Origin of the sequence: Tenacibaculum litopenaei, assembly GCF_964514025.1 — a bacterium.
Lineage (GTDB): Bacteria > Bacteroidota > Bacteroidia > Flavobacteriales > Flavobacteriaceae > Polaribacter > Polaribacter litopenaei.
Window position 1 is genome coordinate 116769 of the sequence record NZ_CAZEQT010000009.1, and the last position, 18773, is coordinate 135541.

An 18773-nucleotide genomic window follows, 5' to 3' on the forward strand; every position below is an offset into this window, starting at 1 on the left:
TTTATTCTGTAAGATCGGTATCTGGCAGTTCTATTCGATCTCCTTTGATGATCGACGGAAAAATAGTCGGCGCTATCTCTTTTACCGGGCCGTATAAAATTGACTCTTCCAAGTGCTCCTTCGTCACAAAGGGAATCGTATTGTTCATCTTACTAAAAAAGATAAAGAGTACACTCAAAATCAGGCCAATTTTCAGCAGGCCAAAAACACCTCCTAAAATTTTATTGAGCAGGCCTAAGGCACTCCAATCGGCAATTTTTGTCAGCAGTTTACCCAGCAGAGCCACCGCGATGATGATGATGATAAAAGTTCCGGCAAAAGCCGCTAGCGAAATGTATTTCTCATCCCAGCTCACACTTGTCTTTAGCCAATCGCCCATAAAATACGAGAAGTGAATGGCCCCGTATACTCCTGCGATCAATGCCACCAACGAGGCCACTTCCACAAAGAGCCCCTTCATCAAACCTCTGACAAAGCCAAACAAGAGCAATGCCGCAATAATAATATCAAATGTGTGCATAATTTTTGAATTAAACGGTTACTTTGACCGATAAGGACAAATATAGTTAACTCATTTGTATCTTTGCCATTTTACACAGACATGGATCAAAAAACAGACATAAAACAAAAGTGGGAAACCGTCGTTCACAAACTTTCGGAACAATTTGCAGACGGTGACACCCTCGATATCGATAGCGTTATCTACCTAGTAGGCGTTCAGGAGCTGGGAAAAGGCGCTCAAAAATTCAAAAAAGACGAAAAAATAAACCTGATGCACATCGCCATATGCAAGTTACTAGAACCTTATGGTTACTACGAATTTGACTATTTTGACCCCGACGGATGGCCGCATTACAAAACTTTAAACGAACTTCCCAATTTAAAACCTGGTGAACAAACGGTGCTTATGAAAGAAGCTATCGTACATTATTTTACGGAGTTAGGATTCTTCGAAAATTAAAAATCTCTCGAGGGCATTGTTGCAATTATAAAGCAAATACCCTTGTTATTCTAACAAACTGTTATATATTTACTGAGTGATTTTTTGTTGTTTGAATTAGCAGAAAATAAAGAAATTATAATTTTGGTACACTTCTTGAAAGTAGGTAAACAAAACAGCAAAACAAAACCCTTAAAATTAACTTTATCAACACATTATGATGAAAAAATTAGTATGCTTACTCGTTCTTGCTACTTCAGTGGTACAAGCACAGTATTCGATTAAAGGAACCATGACTCCTCCTGAGAAGAGTGATTGGGTAATGCTTCACAAGTTACAAGGTGTAAAACCAAAGTACATCACAAACACAACTATTAAATTCGATACAATCAGCGTTGGTGCTGACAAACAGATATTAGGTAAATTCTCTTTTGAATTGCCGAACAATGCAGAGCCAGGAGCCTACAGAGTTACCTACAGAAATAAAGGAGCTGGATTTGTAGATTTTATTTTCAATAAGGAAAACATCGAGTTTATCTTCAATCCAAAATATCCAGAAGAATCTATCGTTTATACCAGCTCGCGCGAAAACAAGGTTTTTAACGAATACAACGAAGCCTATGAAAATTTGCAAAAGCAGATCGACGCTCAACAATTGGAATATTTGAAGAACCCTTCGAAAGACGTTAAAAAAGCGTACAAGAAATTAGTAAGTCAACAAGAAGACCTACAAGAATCGTACGAAAATAAGTCGGAAGGAATGTTGGCCTACAATTTCATCAAGGCCTCGCAGCGCTACAACTCTTCAGGAGTAATTGACGAAATGCCAGAATACCTAGAAGCAACTGTTGACAATTTCTTCAAATACGTAGATTTTGACGACGAGGTATTGTACAATTCTTCTTTTCTAGTAGATCGCGTTAATGACTTTGTATTCTATTTGAACTTTTCAGATGACCAAGTAACACAACAAGGATTGCACAAGAAGTCAATTGACAAAGTGATGGATGTTATTTCTAATAAAAAAGTTAAAAAGGAAATTCTAGAATTTTTAATCATCACATTTACCGATAAGAGAAATTCTGAAATCGTCGATTGGTTGTTTAGCGAGTACTACGATGATTTGTCAAATGCTGATGCTGAATTCAAGAAGAAGAAATTAGACGAGTTATTGGTTTCAGTTGGGCGTGTTGCTCCTGATTTCAATTGGAAGGAAGGAGACCAAGAATACAGCTTGTCCGGATTAAATGACGGTGACTACTATTTAATGATCTTTTGGAGTACTACCTGTCCTCACTGTGTTAAGGAAGTTCCAGAAGTACACAGCTTCTCTAAAGGAATTGACAAACTATCGGTAATCTCTTTTGCCATGGAAGAAAACGATAAAAACTTCCCTGCCTTTGCAAAGCGATTAGACGGATGGCACAATATTATGGGAACTCACGCAGATGGTCCCTTAGAGCACCCGGTAATCAAAACCTACAAAATCGATGCGACACCAACTTATTTCGTTTTAGATAAAGACAAAAAAATCATCGGTGTTCCAAACAAAATCGAAGACTTGAAAAAGTTTATTGAAAACCTCGGTAAAGAAGAGGAAAAATAATAACTCACTAAAAAGCCGGTACATCAGTACCGGCTTTTTTTCTTTTAGTCTATATAGTAAAAGGCATTCCTAATGTGTTCAACGGTCCAGTCCGTAGCTTCTTTACACAGTGCTACGATATCGAAACGCACCTCATAGCACAAGTCGTGCTCCTCGATATAAGCATTCACTGCTTGTCCAATTCGTCGTTGCTGCTGTGCGGATAAAAAATTTTGTGGAGCCCCAAAAAGTTCAGACGACCTCGTTTTCACTTCAACAGCCACCAGTTCCTCTCCGTCCATCATCAATAAGTCAACTTCTGCTTTTCGAAATCGATAATTTTTTACGCGTAGTGTAAATCCTTTAGCTAGCAAATACTGCAAGGCAAAATCTTCTCCTTCTTTACCTAGAATATTTGCAGTATACATCCCTTACTCAAATTTAAGTGTTGATAATTCCCCTGATGCTGCTACCGTTAGTGACATGCGCTTTCCAAAATACAAAGCTCGGTTATCCTTATCATGACCTGCTGGAAAATCGAAGAGTACTGGAACATCAGCAGGAACTACCTCCAAAATCAACCGTTCAATACGGCTCCCCCAGGGTGTAGAATTCTTCTTGATTTTCGTCATTCCTCCTACGACAACTGCTTTCAATCCTTTAAAATATCCAGCTCGTTTTAAACTTTGCAACATGCGATCTATGGCGTACTTGTACTCGCCAATCTCTTCTATAAAGAGAATTTTGCCCTCTGTATCAAGTTGACTTGACGAACCGAGCATCGAAGCTAAAATAGCGATGTTTCCCCCCACGAGTACTCCTTGGGCGGTTCCTGTTCTGTTATAGGGAGACGATGGAATTTGATACGATATCGAGTTTCCGAACAGGGCGTCTTTACAACTTTGAATGGTTTCTTGAATAGTTTCTGGAGCATCCTGCAAACTGGTTCCCATCATTGCGTGTAAACTAGCAATATCCATGTTGTGAATATGATTGTGGAACGCTGTAATGTCGGAATATCCAATAATCCATTTCGGATGTTTTTTAAAGGTCGAATAATCGAGTAGGTCCAAAATTCGCACGGAACCATACCCTCCTCTTGCACACCATATGGCTTTGATATTCGGATTGTCTAAAGCGGCTTGGAAATCCTGAGCTCTCGCCTCGTCGGTCCCCGCAAAATGATTTCCTTGATCAAATAGGTGTTTTCCCAACTGCACTTCCAAGCCCCATGAATTCGCGAGCTTTACAGCTTTGTCAATGACAGCTTTCCTATTTTTCAAAATTCCAGCAGGTGCTACTAAAGCTATGGTATCTCCTTGTTTTAAATACGGTGGTATAACCGCAGTAGTATCTGTCAATATTCCCATTTTTTGTTTTTTGTGTTTCGTCATTACGAGCGTCTCCATTGAAGTCCCACTGCTCGCGGACAGTTGATCGGCTTCAAACTCCACTTGTTTTTGTTGATTGGGGGCAGAAAAAATAAATCCTAAAAGTGAAAAAAACAACAAGTATTTCATGGGAGTCTTCAAATTATGTTAATAACGGGTTTGTACACCAAATATACGAACAGCTCCCCTTTTCGACTACACGTCTCGAAAGGTGTTCAGTGCACCAAAGTAAATGTATCTAAAAACTCTGAGTATAAAAAATTGGTTTTTCGTACTTTTGCGCTTTAATTTTTAGCGTAAAATACATGAACACACCTAAAAGATATACAATAACAGCAGCTTTACCGTACACCAACGGTCCTATACATATTGGTCATTTAGCCGGAGTTTACGTTCCTGGTGACATCTATGCTCGTTTTTTAAGAGCCACTGGAAATGACGTAGCTTATATTTGTGGCTCTGACGAGCACGGAGTTGCTATTCCCATGCGCGCTAAAAAAGAAGGTGTAAGTCCGCAGGACATCATTGATAAATACCACGCTATTATCAAAGATTCTTTTCAAGACTTCGGAATTTCATTTGACAATTATTCTAGAACTTCTGCACCAATTCACCATGATACTGCCTCTGATTTCTTTAAAAAACTTTACGAGGACGGTGAATTTATCGAAGAGGTAACAGCACAATTATACGACGAAGAAGCCAATCAATATTTGGCAGATCGTTTTGTTATCGGTACCTGTCCTAAATGTGGGAACGAAGAAAGTTACGGTGATCAGTGTGAGAAATGTGGAACGAGCCACAATGCCACTGATTTGATTAATCCAAAATCTGCAATTACCGGCAACGTACCAACACTCAAAGAAACCAAACACTGGTTCTTACCCTTAGACAAGCACGAAGCTTTTTTAAAGGAGTGGATTTTAGAAGGTCATAAAAATGACTGGAAACCCAATGTACTCGGTCAGGTAAAATCATGGATAGATGACGGATTGCGCCCGCGCGCCGTAACTCGTGATTTGGACTGGGGAATTCCTGTGCCTGTTGAGGGTGCTGACGGAAAAGTATTATACGTATGGTTTGACGCTCCTATCGGCTATATTTCTGCAACCAAAGAATGGGCAGCACGTGAAGGTAAAAACTGGGAAGATTACTGGAAAAGTGAAGATACCCAGCTGGTACACTTTATCGGTAAAGACAATATCGTATTCCACTGTATCATTTTCCCTGCCATGCTCAAAGCTCATGGAGAATATATATTACCAGAAAACGTTCCTGCCAATGAGTTTTTAAACCTCGAAGGAAACAAGCTTTCAACTTCTAAAAATTGGGCTGTATGGTTACACGAATACCTACAAGACTTCCCGAATCAACAAGATGTTTTGCGTTATACCTTAACGGCAAATGCACCAGAAAGCAAGGACAACGATTTTACTTGGAAAGATTTCCAAGCGAAGAACAACAATGAGCTAGTAGCTGTTTTCGGTAACTTTATCAACCGCATCGTGGTATTGTCAAACAAATACTACAAAGGGGTAATTCCGACACCGAATGAATTCACTGAATTGGACGAAGACGTATTAGCACAACTCAAAGAATTCCCACACAGCATCGCTAAATCTATTCAGCGCTATCGCTTCAGAGAAGCTTCGCAAGAAATGATGAACTTAGCCCGTTTGGGTAACAAATACCTTGCAGACGAAGAGCCGTGGAAGGTCATTAAAACTGATGAAGCACGCGTACAAACCATTATGTATGTAGCCTCGCAGATCGCAGCTGGACTTGCTGTGTTATCAGAACCGTTTTTACCATTTACTTCAACGAAGCTCAAAAACATGTTGGCTCTTGATCCGAGCTTGACGTGGAACGACGTTGCTGACAAATCAGTACTATTGGCTGCTGGTCATCAAATTAACAAATCAGAATTGCTTTTCTCAAAAATAGAAGACAACGCTATTCAAGCACAGTTAGATAAGCTAGAAGCCACTAAAAAGGCCAATGAGGCGGCAAACAAACAAGTAGAACCCCAAAAGGATACTATTGAGTTTGACGACTTCACCAAAATGGACCTCCGTGTTGGAACCATTATTGAAGCCGAAAAAGTAGCAAAGACAAAAAAACTACTCAAATTAACAGTAGATGTTGGCATAGACACCCGCACCATAGTTTCGGGAATTGCCGAAAGCTTTAAACCCGAAGACATTATTGGCCAACAAGTAACAGTATTGTGCAACTTGGCGCCGAGAAAATTACGAGGCGTAGAAAGCCAGGGTATGATTTTAATGACGGATACTCCTGAAGGAAAACTCGCCTTTATGGAGCCAAAAGGCAAAGTCATTAACGGATCTATCGTATCCTAAACACATTAGCAAAAGCCTCTATTATGGAGGCTTTTTTTAATTTTATCCCTACCGAGCACATGTTAAAAATAGCCTATCACGAAATTTACAAACACCCCTTACCTCCCAAACATCGATTTCCGATGGACAAGTACGATTTGCTGCCACAGCAATTGCTTTTTGAAGGTACCTGTGCCCCTGATAATTTCTTTGTTCCCGAAATACCGAATACCAAACACTTTTTTAGTGTACATACACCGGAATATTTTTATGACCTACTAAACATTACCCTCTCTAAAAAAGAAGAACGCAAAATTGGTTTTCCTTTGACGGAACAATTGGTAGCGCGTGAAATGGTCATTGCAGATGGTACCATGAAAGCCACGCAATACGCCCTGGAATACGGAATTGCCATGAACATCGCAGGCGGAACTCATCATGCCTTTAGCGATCGCGGAGAAGGCTTTTGCATGCTCAACGACCAAGCCATAGGAGCTCGTTATTTACAAGCTCAAGGCCAAGCAAAAAAGATACTCATCGTGGATTTAGACGTCCATCAAGGTAATGGAACTGCTGAAATTTTTCAAGACGATCCCAGTGTCTTCACCTTTTCCATGCACGGCAAAAGCAACTATCCCTTCCATAAAGAACAATCGGATTTAGATATTGCCTTAGCTACGGGTACGGAAGACCACAGCTATCTCACTACCTTAAAAAATACACTGCCCCGCTTACTCCAAGAGCAGCAACCCGATTTCATCTTCTACCAGTCAGGAGTAGATGTACTCGCTAGTGACAAACTTGGAAAGCTCAACCTCAGCATAGAAGGATGTAAAGAGCGAGATCACTTTGTACTGGAACTGTGCCGACAACACCAAATTCCCGTGGTGTGTAGCATGGGGGGTGGGTATTCAGAAAACATCAACACCATCGTCAATGCACATGCCAACACCTACCGTGTAGCCCAAGAGCTATTTTTCTAACGGTTAAAAAAATTGTATTTTCGTAATTACAAAAAGAAAAACATTAATAATTGAATATGAAAAAAACTATTTTCCTCAGCCTACTGGGCTTATTGTGCTGCTCACAACTTTTTGCTCAAGCAACCTTAGCAGAATTCAAAAACTCTTTAAAAACCAACGGTACAAACATCAAAGACGTCATGCCTATTGTCCACAAAAAAACCGGTGCACTAGGAATGATCATTGCGGATGCAAAAAATGCCTATGCCTACAAGCTAGACAAAAATTTTAAATGCATCGATCAATTAAAATCGAATACCAAGCAACGAAAGTATAAGGTGCTTATTGGCTCGCAAATCGAAGGCAATAATTACCGTATATTTTTATCCAACAAGGATCGAGATGAATTTAGCAGTATCTTGTTCTCTTTCGACACCCAAAAAACGAGTGCGAATGAATTTGAGCTCGCTAAAAAAGAGCTCTTGTTCCAAACGTTTAACCACAACGAAAAGCTCTATTTCTTAACTGGAAATAAAACTACTGGAGCACTCTATTTAACGGAGTTCAACAACCAAGGAATTCCATCAAAAAAAGAAATTAACCTTCAAGGAACGTCCATTTTAAACTACAAGGGCAGACCCACTTCTATCGCTAAAACACTGTATACAATTTCACATAAAGGGTCCATATTTATTTCGAAATTTGAAAAGGATACCCCGAATGCTATAGAAACAGCCTCAGAACCCGTAAAAATGTATGTACAAGGAGACAAGCTCATCATCACTTTTGACACCTATAAAAAGGAGACACAAATGATAACACTCGACCTACTTACAAAGAAACTGAGTAAAACGAGCTTTGACCTTCCACTCCAAAATATAAAAACCAATCGTAAAAAAACCAACTCGTTTTTATACGACAATCTACTCGCTCAGATAGCTGCTGATAAAGAAGTTTTCACGTTGCAATTGAGAGATGTAAAAACAAAAGACATCATCAAAACCTACTCCTTTACTAAAAAAGATAAGATCCCTTTCAAAAATGGCCCAATTATCCAGAAAGGAGGAACCTATGCCAGTCACCGTGAGTTTGAGAAAACTAAAAAGTTTTTGCGTAAAATTACGGCTGAAAAAATCGGTGTTTCCATAATTAAAATCAGAGGAAATTATCAGTTTACTATCGGAGGCGCTCAAAAGATACAAAGAGGTGGCGGTTTTGGGGTACCGATGGCAGGTTTTGGAATGCCGATAGGACAATTCGGAGCTACTACGGTTATCTTTAACCCAACCATTATGGCCTACCACCGTTATACACAAACTAAATCAACACGTATAGAATGTGTATTTGATCAAAACTTTGAGCATTTGGCCCAAGACAAGCCCATGGAAAACGTTTTTGAAAAAATCAAAAAACAGCCAACGTACACGAGTAAAGCCAAAACAATATTCAAATATCAAGATTTTTATATCAAAGGCGACTACCGTAGCTCTCGAAAAACCTACATGCTTAAAAAGTTCACTTACTAAACTTCGGTTTTAGTATCTTAGCAAACTCACCTCCTATCAGGTGAGTTTTTTTGGCTAAATACCTATCATACGTATGCAACTTATCAGTTATATAAGCTCACAATGTTCTATTGCGAAAACAGCAATAGCAAATACCGTTGAACTGCTACAGGAAGATTGTACGGTTCCTTTTATCGCCCGTTATCGAAAAGAACGCACCGGAAATCTCGACGAAGTGGAAATTGGTTTAATCGTACAACTAAAAGAGCAATTTGAAGCGCTCGAAAAACGAAAACAAACCATTTTAAAGGCCATTGAAGAACAAGAAAAGCTCAGTCCTGAACTTCTGAAAAAGATCACGGAAACCACCAGCTTAAGTTCTTTGGAAGACCTGTATTTACCATTTAAGAAAAAACGTAAAACCAAAGCAGAAACTGCGAGAAACAACGGTTTAGAACCCTTGGCAAAACAACTCATGGCACAGCGAAACAACCATGTTGAAAGTCTTGCAGGAGGGTTTGTAAAAGGTGCGATTAGCAGCACTGAGCAAGCTCTAGAAGGAGCTAGACATATTATTGCAGAGTGGATCAATGAACGCAGTGACGTCCGTGAAGTGGTAAGAACTGAATTGTCTAGGTTTTCAGGAATTGCAACAAAAGTGATCGCGAAACAAAAGGACGATGAAAACGCTCAGAAATACAAAGATTACTTCGATTGGTCAGAACCTTTAAAGCGCATTCCTTCGCATCGCATGCTCGCCTTAATGCGCGCCGAAAAAGAAGGATATCTTCGCGTGAAGATAGCACTTGACGATGATCGTTTATTGGAAAAACTAGATCGAAAAATAATTCGTGGAAACAATGAAGCAGGTGCCGAGGTGCAACTCGCTATCGATGATGCCTACAAGCGATTGCTACTTCCTTCACTGAGTACGGAAGCCATAAAATTAGCCAAAGAAAAGGCCGATGAAGCAGCCATTTTAGTCTTTGCAAAAAACTTAAAACAACTGCTCCTAGGAGCTCCCCTCGGAGAAAAGCGCATTTTAGCTATTGATCCAGGATTTCGCACGGGATGTAAAGTTGTTTGCTTAAATGAGCAAGGTGCCCTGCTCTACAACACCACCATATTTCCACATCCACCACAAAAAAATAGCGCGGAAGCGGGCTACACCATAGAACACCTCGTTAAAAAATTCGAGATTGCAGCCATCGCCATTGGAAATGGTACGGCCTCTAGAGAAACCGAGCGCTTAGTTAGAGGGCTCAAATTGCCTAAAGAAGTCGAAATTTTTGTCGTGAGCGAAGCTGGAGCCTCAATTTATTCAGCCTCAAAAATTGCCCGCGACGAATTTCCAGACCACGACGTTACCGTTCGCGGTGCCGTTTCTATTGGAAGGCGTTTGGCAGATCCTTTAGCTGAGTTGGTAAAAATTGAAGCAAAGTCTATTGGCGTTGGGCAATACCAGCACGACGTCGATCAGTCTAACCTGCAAAAATCACTGGACAGTGTCGTTGCACATTGCGTAAACAAGGTTGGGGTGAATATCAATACAGCCAGTGCCTCACTCTTGAGTTACGTATCGGGTATTGGTCCTAAACTCGCAGAAAACATCGTCAACTACCGAACGGAAAACGGGGCCTTTTTAAACCGAACAGCCATTAAAAAAGTTCCTCGATTAGGAGGTAAAGCCTTCGAACAATCAGCTGGGTTTTTACGAATTAAAAACGGTACTAACCCGCTTGACAATTCGGCTGTCCATCCAGAACGCTACGCCTTAGTCAAACAAATGGCTAAAGATTTAGGTACAGACGTTAAAAACCTAATCGGCAACAGCAGCTTGTTAAAGCAGTTAAAATTATCATCGTACGTAACTGAGAGTTACGGCTTGCCTACACTACAAGATATTGTCAAGGAATTAGAAAAACCAGGACTGGATCCGCGAGAGAAAGCCAAAGCCTTTAGTTTTAGCGATGACATCAAAACCATAGAAGATCTTAAAGCGGGCATGGTATTGCCCGGAATCGTAAACAACATCACCAACTTTGGTTGTTTTGTGGATATCGGAATTAAAGAAAGTGGTTTGGTACACGTATCCAATTTGGCCAACACCTTTGTACAAGACATCAACGAACACGTCCAGCTACATCAAACCGTTCAAGTGAAAGTTTTGGAAGTTGATTTGGGACGTAAACGCATCCAACTGAGTATGAATTTCCAATAAACGACACTTATTTACAGTTCGACGATACTGAAAAGCAACCAAGCTAACGTATCGGAGAACTGTATTAAATTGTCGTACTTTTAACGTCTATTAGCTACTACAAATTGTACTAAATCGGGGGATTATGGAATATGTAGAATTAAAATCATCAAACGGGTTTGAACACCTTTCGCGTGAAGAGGCTTTGCTCTTATTACAGCAACAAGCCACAGAGCTCGATACTAAACAAAAGCAACTCAACAGGGCCAAGCACAAACTCAACACTATTGTGCAGCAACAGCACCTGCAGTTAGATACCCTGTTTGAAACGATTATCGATCCCTACGTTCTCATAGATCTCAGAGGAAATGTCATTCGAATGAACGAGGCTGCCCAGCATTTTTTTGGTCAACCCACCCTACAAGCCTCATTTAACGTTTTGCGATCTATCCATCCTGATGATGTTCCCTTTGCTATCAAGACCTTTGAGAAGTTTAAACGAAAAGGTAAACTCAAAAACTTCCGTGCTCGCGTATACAACTACAAAAAAGAACTGCGCTGGATTGACCTCAACAGCAACATCCTCTACGATGACGACGGACAGGCCACACTTGCACAAGGAATCATAAGGGATATCACTCCTTCTATGAAACAGCAATACTTGATACAAGAACAACGAGACCACCTCAACGCCATCGTTGAGAACAGCTCCTTAGGAATAGTACTTACCCAGGACGATCGCATTATTCAAACCAACAAGGCCTTTGAAAAGTTGTTAGGATATTCTAAAGCTGTACTTTCTGAGCTTACGTTAAGTGAACTAGTTATTGAAGAAGATGCCTCCAACCACTATCAAACACAATTACTGAATTTAGGTGCCATTGACCAATCAACGCAATTACAGCGTTATAGAACCTCCTCAGGAAAATCACTTTGGACCAAAACAAACCGTTCGATAGTAAAAAACAATTACCAAAAAGAACATTTTCAGGTATCTGTCATTGAAGATATTACTGAGGAATTACAAAACCAAAACCTCCTCAAAGCGCTAAACACCTTAATGCGCTCAATTTTAGGTAAGACCAACATATACGAAATAGCTTGGGAAATTACCACCAATACCACCGAACTCTTAGGTTTTGAAGATTTTGTAATCTATTTGGTAGACCAAGAAAAAGGAACGCTCAAACAAATTGCCGCCTATGGTGAAAAGTTAAGCGATGTACGTACAATTGCTAATGAACTTGAAATACCTATAGGCAATGGAATTGTAGGATCAGTTGCCAAATCAGGAACTCCTGAAATCATCGCAGACACCACATTAGATTCGCGGTATATCGTAGACGATAAAATTCGTTATTCGGAAATCGCTGTTCCTATTATTGCCGATGGTACCGTTATCGGAATCATCGATTCGGAACACCCCGCTAAAGATTATTTTAATGCCTACCATTTAAAAACGCTCGAAACAATTGCCAGTTTAGCTGCTACCCAGTTAAAAAGTGCCTTAAACATCGCTCTTCGCAAGGAGGCTGATGAAAAGAACAGAGCGTTGTTGGAAGATTTAACCAAGAGTAATAAAGAACTTAAAGATTTTGCCCATATTGTTTCACACGATTTGAAATCGCCCTTGAGAAGCATCAATGCACTCGCACACTGGATTCAGGAAGAAAACGAAGGTAATCCTAACGAACAAATTAGCGAACACAGTGCTTTACTCGTTGCTCAGGCCGATAAAATGGATCAACTCATTAGCGGAATCTTACAATATGCCAGTATCGACCAAATCAACACACAGTCGAGAAATATCCATCTCGATAAACTCGTCCGCGAAGTGATCAAAACAGCCTATGTTCCTGACCATATAAACATTGAAATCAAAAGCCAACTACCACAAGTAAAACTAGATCGCTTTAGACTGCATCAGCTCTTTCAAAATTTGTTGAGCAATGCCATAAAATACTGTGATAAACAAGAAGGAAAAGTTGAAATAGACTGTCAAGACATGGGTGCGCATTGGCAGTTTAGTATTGCCGATAACGGAATTGGTATCGCTCCGAAATACCACAAGAAAATCTTTGAGATTTTCCAACAGCTGGAAAACCACAAAGACTCTACCGGTGTAGGACTCTCTATCGTAAAAAAAATCATCGACCGTTATCAGGGAAAAATTTGGCTCGACTCCACACCACAACAAGGAACGACCTTCTATTTCACCCTTCCTAAACAGTAAAAAAACAGCCCATTTCTGAGCTATTTCGTTACGGTGAACACGTCTTTTAATTGAGCGAGTACATTGCTGTTTCCGGCTACAGAAATAGCTCCAATCTTACTGGCAATTTTTTCTACGTACTCCATTTCTTTTAAGGCAAACAACATACTATTCTCCTCCATAAGCTTGGCAGTATTTAACAAGCTCCTCGTAGCCGCCGTTTCTTCACGTCGGGTAATACTGTTAGCCTGAGCGGCTTTCTGTGCCACCAACACTTGATTCATGATTTCTTTCATTTCACCCGTTAAAATAACGTCTCTGATACCCGTATCTATGATTTCCACGCCTAAGGCATCGCCAACTTCGCGAAGGGCTTCAAAAACTTCGGCTCCCAACTCTTCTTTCTTTTCGAGCACCTCATCAAGTGTATACCCCCTAAAAAACTTCTCAATTTCAACTGGGCTGCCACGTATAACTGACGTTCAAATTCTTTGTTTTTCAACAAGGCTGTTTTGAGCGCGACTACTTGGTAGTTCACAAAAAAGTTTACGCGAATCATCGCCTTGTCTTTGGTTAACAACTCCTGACCTGAGACTTCCATTTGCTGGGTTCTCACATCGGTTTTCAGTACGCGAATTCCCGCTTCATTTTGCCAAAACCGATGTATTCCAGGCTCCAATTCCTCACAGAATTCATCATTGATAAACAACAATCCCCTTTCGTAACTCGCAACTTCAAACACTCGCATTCTGTATTGTATATCTATAGTTTTTAACAAACTCCCTGTTACCTCGGTAATCTTAGCGGTGCTATTCATATCGTAGGTAACATAGGTTCTATGTACCAAGCCCTTCCAAAACACATGACGCCCGGCATCCAAGGCTAACCAGTAGTTTCCATTTTGGAAGACTAAAGTCAAACATCCATCAGGAACTTCTATCAACTCTATTTGAGCTCGAAAGTGTTCATCTTCCAAAAACACCTCTAAGGCCACTTCGCTCCCAAAAAGCTTAGCTTTGTTACAGTAGCGCACCTCTTCTCCAAAATTAAGCCAATGTTTTCCTGCAGTTACTATGCGTTGGTAATCATCATTTTTAAATACCAAACCTACAAACCCTTTGTTTACCCTAATTCTTTTCATACTTCTATTTTTTCTTTTCTTCTCTACTTTTACTAAAGAAATGCGCATTCGTGCTAAACAACAAGCGGAACAGTGCGGTAACCATACGAGGGACTCCGTTTTCTGGCAAGTGAACAACGCTCCCTAAGGCTCCTGCCATTGACTTGCTTTCCTTCTTTGCCTGTCATACCGTTAGCTACAATATTCAAGGCTTCTTGTTTAGTGTTTCGAAAAACTCACGAAACACGCCTTCCTTTTGAAATCATCAGTTTTAAAAGTTGATGCCCTTTTTCCACTACTACTATAAAAAAGTAGGACTCTTCCAATTGAGTTACTAGGCCTTGCCTAGGCAGGACTCGAACCTGCACCGTTATCACGAATCTCCTATTCGTTGCATAGCCGCTCTGCCACCTCGATTGCTCGAGGGTAGGATTTGAACCTACGTAATTGGTGGAGTTTGTTTTTTGGAAAACAACAAACCTCTAAGTCAAGCTGAACACACAACGCAAATACCTCTCGGCATGCGAGTATGCAATGGTGCCTTACAGAAACACTCAACAGGACTTCCTTAGTATTTTTCACAGTTTTCAATAACTGTTTTTCTTTTTAATAATTTTGTGACTTACGGGTCACGGTTCTTTTTCTAGCAATTCTCCCCTTACGACGCTATTTCTTTTTCAAATTCTATGCAAACTTCACACCCTACTGCGCAATCATTATGCGCAGTAGAAAATAGTTTACTTTTTCTTGGTATTTTTTTTCTTTTCCAAACTTTTCTTCTTCTTTTTCTTGGGCAGCTTCCCCTTTACTCTCGAAATTTCACGAGCTATTGCTTCGGTACTATCTTCGTCATAACAATGGAGCTTTGCCTGCTTTAATTCGGCTAAAGCCTTTTTAAAACGCTGTTGGCGTTCAAATGCCAAGGCTTTTGTCTTATACACTTCAGCCTTATCGATTCCTTTGATACCCATGGCAAAATCGATCAAGCTAGCCAGGGCTTGGAAATCTTCCTGTCGCAACAAAACCTTAAAAAAGTAGGGATATACCTGTACGGCATGTATATTTACTGCCAAGGCTTCTCGATAATAAGAGATGGCTTTCTCAGCATCCTGAAATACCTCAAATTGAATGCGCCCCATTAGCAAGAGCGCCATCCAGTTTTTGTCGTCATACGCCAGTGCGTACTCCAAGGCCTCCATTGCTGCTTCTAGATCGTAAGGATAGGCATCTAATGCTTTATAGATATAATTATTTACTAAGGTTGACATACTACTACTCTTTATGTACCACAACGAGTACTTTTTTAATTAAAATTCATTTCTTAAATCTCTCTTCAGCTTAGCGCGCTGTTGTTTGAAAGACTTGTTTGTTTTTTTGCACTTAAAATCACCTCCTGTAAAGGTCTTTACCGGATTTCCTCGTTGGAGATCAATTTGATTTTTCCACTGTGTTTGCAAACTACTTTCCAGTTGCTCACTGAGGTAACACTGTACCTTATTTCGAAGGCGTTCCAGTGCAATTTTCTTATTCTGGTGTTGGGAACGGCTATCGCTGGCCAGCACTTGGATTCCCGTAGGTCCATGGGTAGCTCTAACGGCCGAGCTTACCTTGTTTACGTGTTGTCCTCCAGGACCCGAACTACGCGTTGCTTGAAACGTCACTTCCCGTTCATTCCATGCAACTACACGAGTTGTTTCGAGTTCCAAACAAGCGATGTACCAGTTTTTCCTCTTATGGTGTTTTCTATAGGTCGACTTTCCAATCCAACAAATAGTTCCCTTCCATTGGGCAACCACTTTTTTGACTTGATTTCCCTCTAAACGAAGGATTACTGACTGCACAGTACCGTTCTCTATACCATTTTGTTTTTGTACGATCTCATAGCGGATAGCATTTGTCCCTAACTCTTTTAGGAGTTCTTTTAACACTTTTGCAACTACCCACATGCACTCTACAGGGCCACGGGCGGCTGTCAATTGAATTATTGTTGATTCCATTATTACTATGGCAATTGTGTTAACAACGGGTTTCCAACGATCATTTCATCATTTTCCTGTAACGCTCTCGCATTTCTCACTGCCCAACATTGATGGCTACTCTGTACGCTTTGGTACAGGTTTAGCAGCGTTTTAGGGTGTACCAAGGTCCAATTACCAACTTGAACCGTTGGTATTGCATCGATTTCAATAAAGTCAATGACCAAAGTATACTGGGTACCGTCTGCCAACCAATCTCGTTTTTCATAACGCCTGTATTTACTGTCTGTCACCAGGCGGTCATAGGGTGTCATTACCTTTTCAAAATCTGCAGCACACAAAAGCTGGGTAACGAGTGCTCGGTTGTCAGGAGTGACAAAAATGTCGATGTCTTTATGATCGTGAGCCTGTTTGTATTCTGGGTGATCTTCGGCTGACATAAAATGCCAGGCCCAACCACCTGATACTATGACCCATTGTTGTAAAACGTTTAAAATTTCGAGGCCTTTTTGTGTAAAGTGAGCAGGCCAAAGAGCTCTTTGTCTCGTATTTATCTGTATTTCTTCCATAATTTTTACTTTTTTATGCGTTAGGGATAGCGGTTTTGTGGAGCTCCTCAGCGAGAGCGACTACCAATAGCCCGCCCCAAAGGGAACGCCCAACTAGCCATCCATTCGAACAATCTTTGGTGTAAACGTTCCGAGAACCTCCACTAATTCCCGCTGATTGTTCATTACTTTTTTAATGTTTTTATAGGCCATCGGAGCTTCTTCAACACTTCCACCGATTACCGATACTCCGTGTTGCGTCACCTGCTGTTTTACACTGCTCTTTGTAAACGTTTCTTTACACTTCCTACGCGAGTGTTTACGGCCAGCTCCGTGAGAAGCCGAGTACAAACTTTCGCTGTTTCCCAAACCGCGTACGATATACCCAGGGCTAGTCATAGAGCCGGGAATAATCCCCAGCACGCCTTTCCCTGCTGGTGTTGCTCCCTTTCTGTGCACAATCAATTCCGACCCCTTATGCATTTCTTTCCACGCAAAATTGTGATGGTTTTCAATGCGTGATACGGCTCTGCAACCCAGTAATTTCTCAATTCTGGTGTGGATATTTTCATGGCAAGCGGTTGCGTAGTCTCCTGCTAAATTCATAGCCATCCAATACTCTTGTCCGTCGTGCGAATCCAAGTCTAACCACGCCAAATGCTGTACATGTTTGGGCAATGGACATTGTTTCGTTGCCAAATAGCTATAGTGCTTAGCAATATTAGCCCCGAGTCCTCTACTACCACTGTGACTCAGCAAACCGACGTATTCTCCCGGTTCTAAAGCAAAGCGTTCATCGTAATCGTTAATGGTCACTACACCGAACTCTACAAAGTGATTACCACCTCCAGAAGTTCCCAATTGGTTATAGGCCTTCATCTTTAACTTTTTCAATAAGGGAACCTCTCGAAACTCAGGGCGATCGAACAATTCGTGATCCATTTTTTTTCGATGGGTCTCGTACATCCCAAATTTGGTATGCTCTTTTAAAATGTGTTCAAATTGTCCTTGTTTCCCTTTCAAATAGCTCGCCTTCATCGGAAAAACACTCAAGCTCATGCGACAGCCAATATCCAAGCCAACACCATACGGAATTACTGCATTCTCTGTGGCCAACACACCACCAATAGGCAATCCGTATCCGACGTGGGCATCGGGCATAAGCGCTCCTGCTTTTGCTATCGGCAGTTTTAAGGCATCGTACAACTGGAACTTCGCCTGTTCATCAATTTCATTCTCTCCGTAGATGCTAAACGGCGCTCTCGTACTGTTTAACTTGTGCATCTGCAATTCGATAGGCTTTATCAAACCTTCCGCAATTTTCCCCCATATCGCATCGCCCATAAATCGTTCGGGCTCAAGAAGCACTTCCTTCGCTTCTTCCAAAATGCGCGCTTTCTTTTCCTTTTTCTTATATCTGTTTAGTTGCCCTAAGGCTATATTAATCGTGTTGTTTTGTGGAAACCCCAACTGAATGAGGTCTCTCCCTTTTAATCTTTTTCCCATGGTATAGGCGTGTTTTTCCACAGCAGTTCATAGCGCTGCTGTTATATATTACAATACTGTACGAGTTAGACTAGTCCCCGACGTATGCGACCCTGCTAAACTACTAGCCATGCCTTGTCCTTTGCAGGTATATACTGCTCGTACATTAACAAAAAATTGTTTCGAAAAATGGTAAGATACCTCAGTAGTGTCTATACAAAAATCCGAAACCTTAGTTCTTCGGATTACTTTGCATAGTAGCTATCTTATTGATGAGTAAAGTAATCGCGAAGTATCTGAGCTATCGATCCTAGATCTTTTCTACAGATGCCAATAGTTGTATTCATTTGAAACATAGGTACTTCGTTTTTAAATTGTTTTGTTGCATGATTGCGGTGCAAAGATGACCTGTTTTTTTATAATTCGCAAATTTTAATTCACTTATTTTATTGATTTACAAATAGTTATACTTTAAAAATAGCATATACGCTCCCACCCCGCAAACTGCAG

The 18773-nt window shown here is 40.7% G+C and carries 15 protein-coding genes and 1 pseudogene; 7 read left to right on the top strand and 9 right to left on the bottom strand.

Going from position 1 to position 18773, the window contains the following annotated elements:
* Position 1: 1 nt before the first annotated feature.
* Positions 2–520 carry a CvpA family protein gene (locus ACKTS5_RS18750; RefSeq protein ID WP_408045423.1) on the bottom strand — a complete coding sequence of 173 codons (519 nt, stop codon included), beginning with the start codon at positions 518–520 and terminating at the stop codon, positions 2–4.
* Positions 521–601: 81 nt separating this feature from the next.
* On the opposite strand from ACKTS5_RS18750, the gene ACKTS5_RS18755 reads away from it, so the two are divergent.
* The gene (locus ACKTS5_RS18755; RefSeq protein ID WP_408045424.1) at positions 602–961 is read left to right on the top strand and encodes a hypothetical protein; all 360 of its coding nucleotides are present in this window, start codon (positions 602–604) and stop codon (positions 959–961) included.
* Positions 962–1157: 196 nt separating this feature from the next.
* Positions 1158–2546 carry a TlpA family protein disulfide reductase gene (locus tag ACKTS5_RS18760; RefSeq protein WP_408045425.1) on the top strand — a complete coding sequence of 463 codons (1389 nt, stop codon included), beginning with the start codon at positions 1158–1160 and terminating at the stop codon, positions 2544–2546.
* A 44-nt stretch (positions 2547–2590) separates the two neighbouring features.
* Here ACKTS5_RS18760 and ACKTS5_RS18765 read toward each other — a convergent pair whose 3' ends face one another.
* Positions 2591–2953: a YraN family protein gene (locus ACKTS5_RS18765; protein WP_408045426.1), complete on the bottom strand. Its 363-nt coding sequence runs from the start codon at positions 2951–2953 to the stop codon at positions 2591–2593.
* Between the two features lie 3 nt (positions 2954–2956).
* Positions 2957–4045: a S66 peptidase family protein gene (locus ACKTS5_RS18770; protein ID WP_408045427.1), complete on the bottom strand. Its 1089-nt coding sequence runs from the start codon at positions 4043–4045 to the stop codon at positions 2957–2959.
* A gap of 176 nt (positions 4046–4221) precedes the next feature.
* On the opposite strand from ACKTS5_RS18770, the gene metG reads away from it, so the two are divergent.
* The 5 genes from metG (at position 4222) to ACKTS5_RS18795 (ending at position 13155) form a co-directional block, all read left to right on the top strand.
* On the top strand, positions 4222–6276 hold the full coding sequence (metG, locus tag ACKTS5_RS18775) for a methionine--tRNA ligase (protein WP_408045428.1): 2055 nt from the start codon (positions 4222–4224) through the stop codon (positions 6274–6276).
* A gap of 59 nt (positions 6277–6335) precedes the next feature.
* Positions 6336–7238 carry a histone deacetylase family protein gene (locus ACKTS5_RS18780; RefSeq protein WP_408045695.1) on the top strand — a complete coding sequence of 301 codons (903 nt, stop codon included), beginning with the start codon at positions 6336–6338 and terminating at the stop codon, positions 7236–7238.
* 56 nt (positions 7239–7294) lie between these two features.
* Positions 7295–8743, top strand: coding sequence for a hypothetical protein (locus tag ACKTS5_RS18785; RefSeq protein WP_408045429.1), 1449 nt, complete (start codon positions 7295–7297; stop codon positions 8741–8743).
* Between the two features lie 73 nt (positions 8744–8816).
* Positions 8817–10943 carry a Tex family protein gene (locus ACKTS5_RS18790; protein WP_408045430.1) on the top strand — a complete coding sequence of 709 codons (2127 nt, stop codon included), beginning with the start codon at positions 8817–8819 and terminating at the stop codon, positions 10941–10943.
* Positions 10944–11067: 124 nt separating this feature from the next.
* Complete coding sequence (locus ACKTS5_RS18795; RefSeq protein ID WP_408045431.1) at positions 11068–13155, top strand: PAS domain-containing sensor histidine kinase; 2088 nt, start codon at positions 11068–11070, stop codon at positions 13153–13155.
* Positions 13156–13175: 20 nt separating this feature from the next.
* On the opposite strand, the pseudogene ACKTS5_RS18800 reads toward ACKTS5_RS18795, so the two are convergent.
* The 6 genes and pseudogenes from ACKTS5_RS18800 to ACKTS5_RS18825 form a co-directional block, all read right to left on the bottom strand.
* Positions 13176–14323: pseudogene (locus tag ACKTS5_RS18800) on the bottom strand (slipin family protein).
* Positions 14280–14414, bottom strand: coding sequence for a hypothetical protein (locus ACKTS5_RS18805; protein WP_408045432.1), 135 nt, complete (start codon positions 14412–14414; stop codon positions 14280–14282). Before ACKTS5_RS18805 ends, ACKTS5_RS18800 begins: the two are co-directional and overlap by 44 nt.
* Before the next feature lie 577 nt (positions 14415–14991).
* Entirely contained in the window at positions 14992–15522 is a 531-nt protein-coding gene (locus tag ACKTS5_RS18810) for a tetratricopeptide repeat protein (protein WP_408045433.1), read from the bottom strand.
* A 39-nt stretch (positions 15523–15561) separates the two neighbouring features.
* The gene (prfH, locus tag ACKTS5_RS18815) at positions 15562–16251 is read right to left on the bottom strand and encodes a peptide chain release factor H (protein WP_408045434.1); all 690 of its coding nucleotides are present in this window, start codon (positions 16249–16251) and stop codon (positions 15562–15564) included.
* Positions 16252–16256: 5 nt separating this feature from the next.
* Complete coding sequence (locus ACKTS5_RS18820; RefSeq protein ID WP_408045435.1) at positions 16257–16799, bottom strand: hypothetical protein; 543 nt, start codon at positions 16797–16799, stop codon at positions 16257–16259.
* A 93-nt stretch (positions 16800–16892) separates the two neighbouring features.
* Positions 16893–18284 (bottom strand): RtcB family protein, encoded by a 1392-nt coding sequence (locus tag ACKTS5_RS18825; RefSeq protein ID WP_408045436.1) that lies wholly within the window; start codon positions 18282–18284, stop codon positions 16893–16895.
* Positions 18285–18773 lie beyond the last annotated feature (489 nt).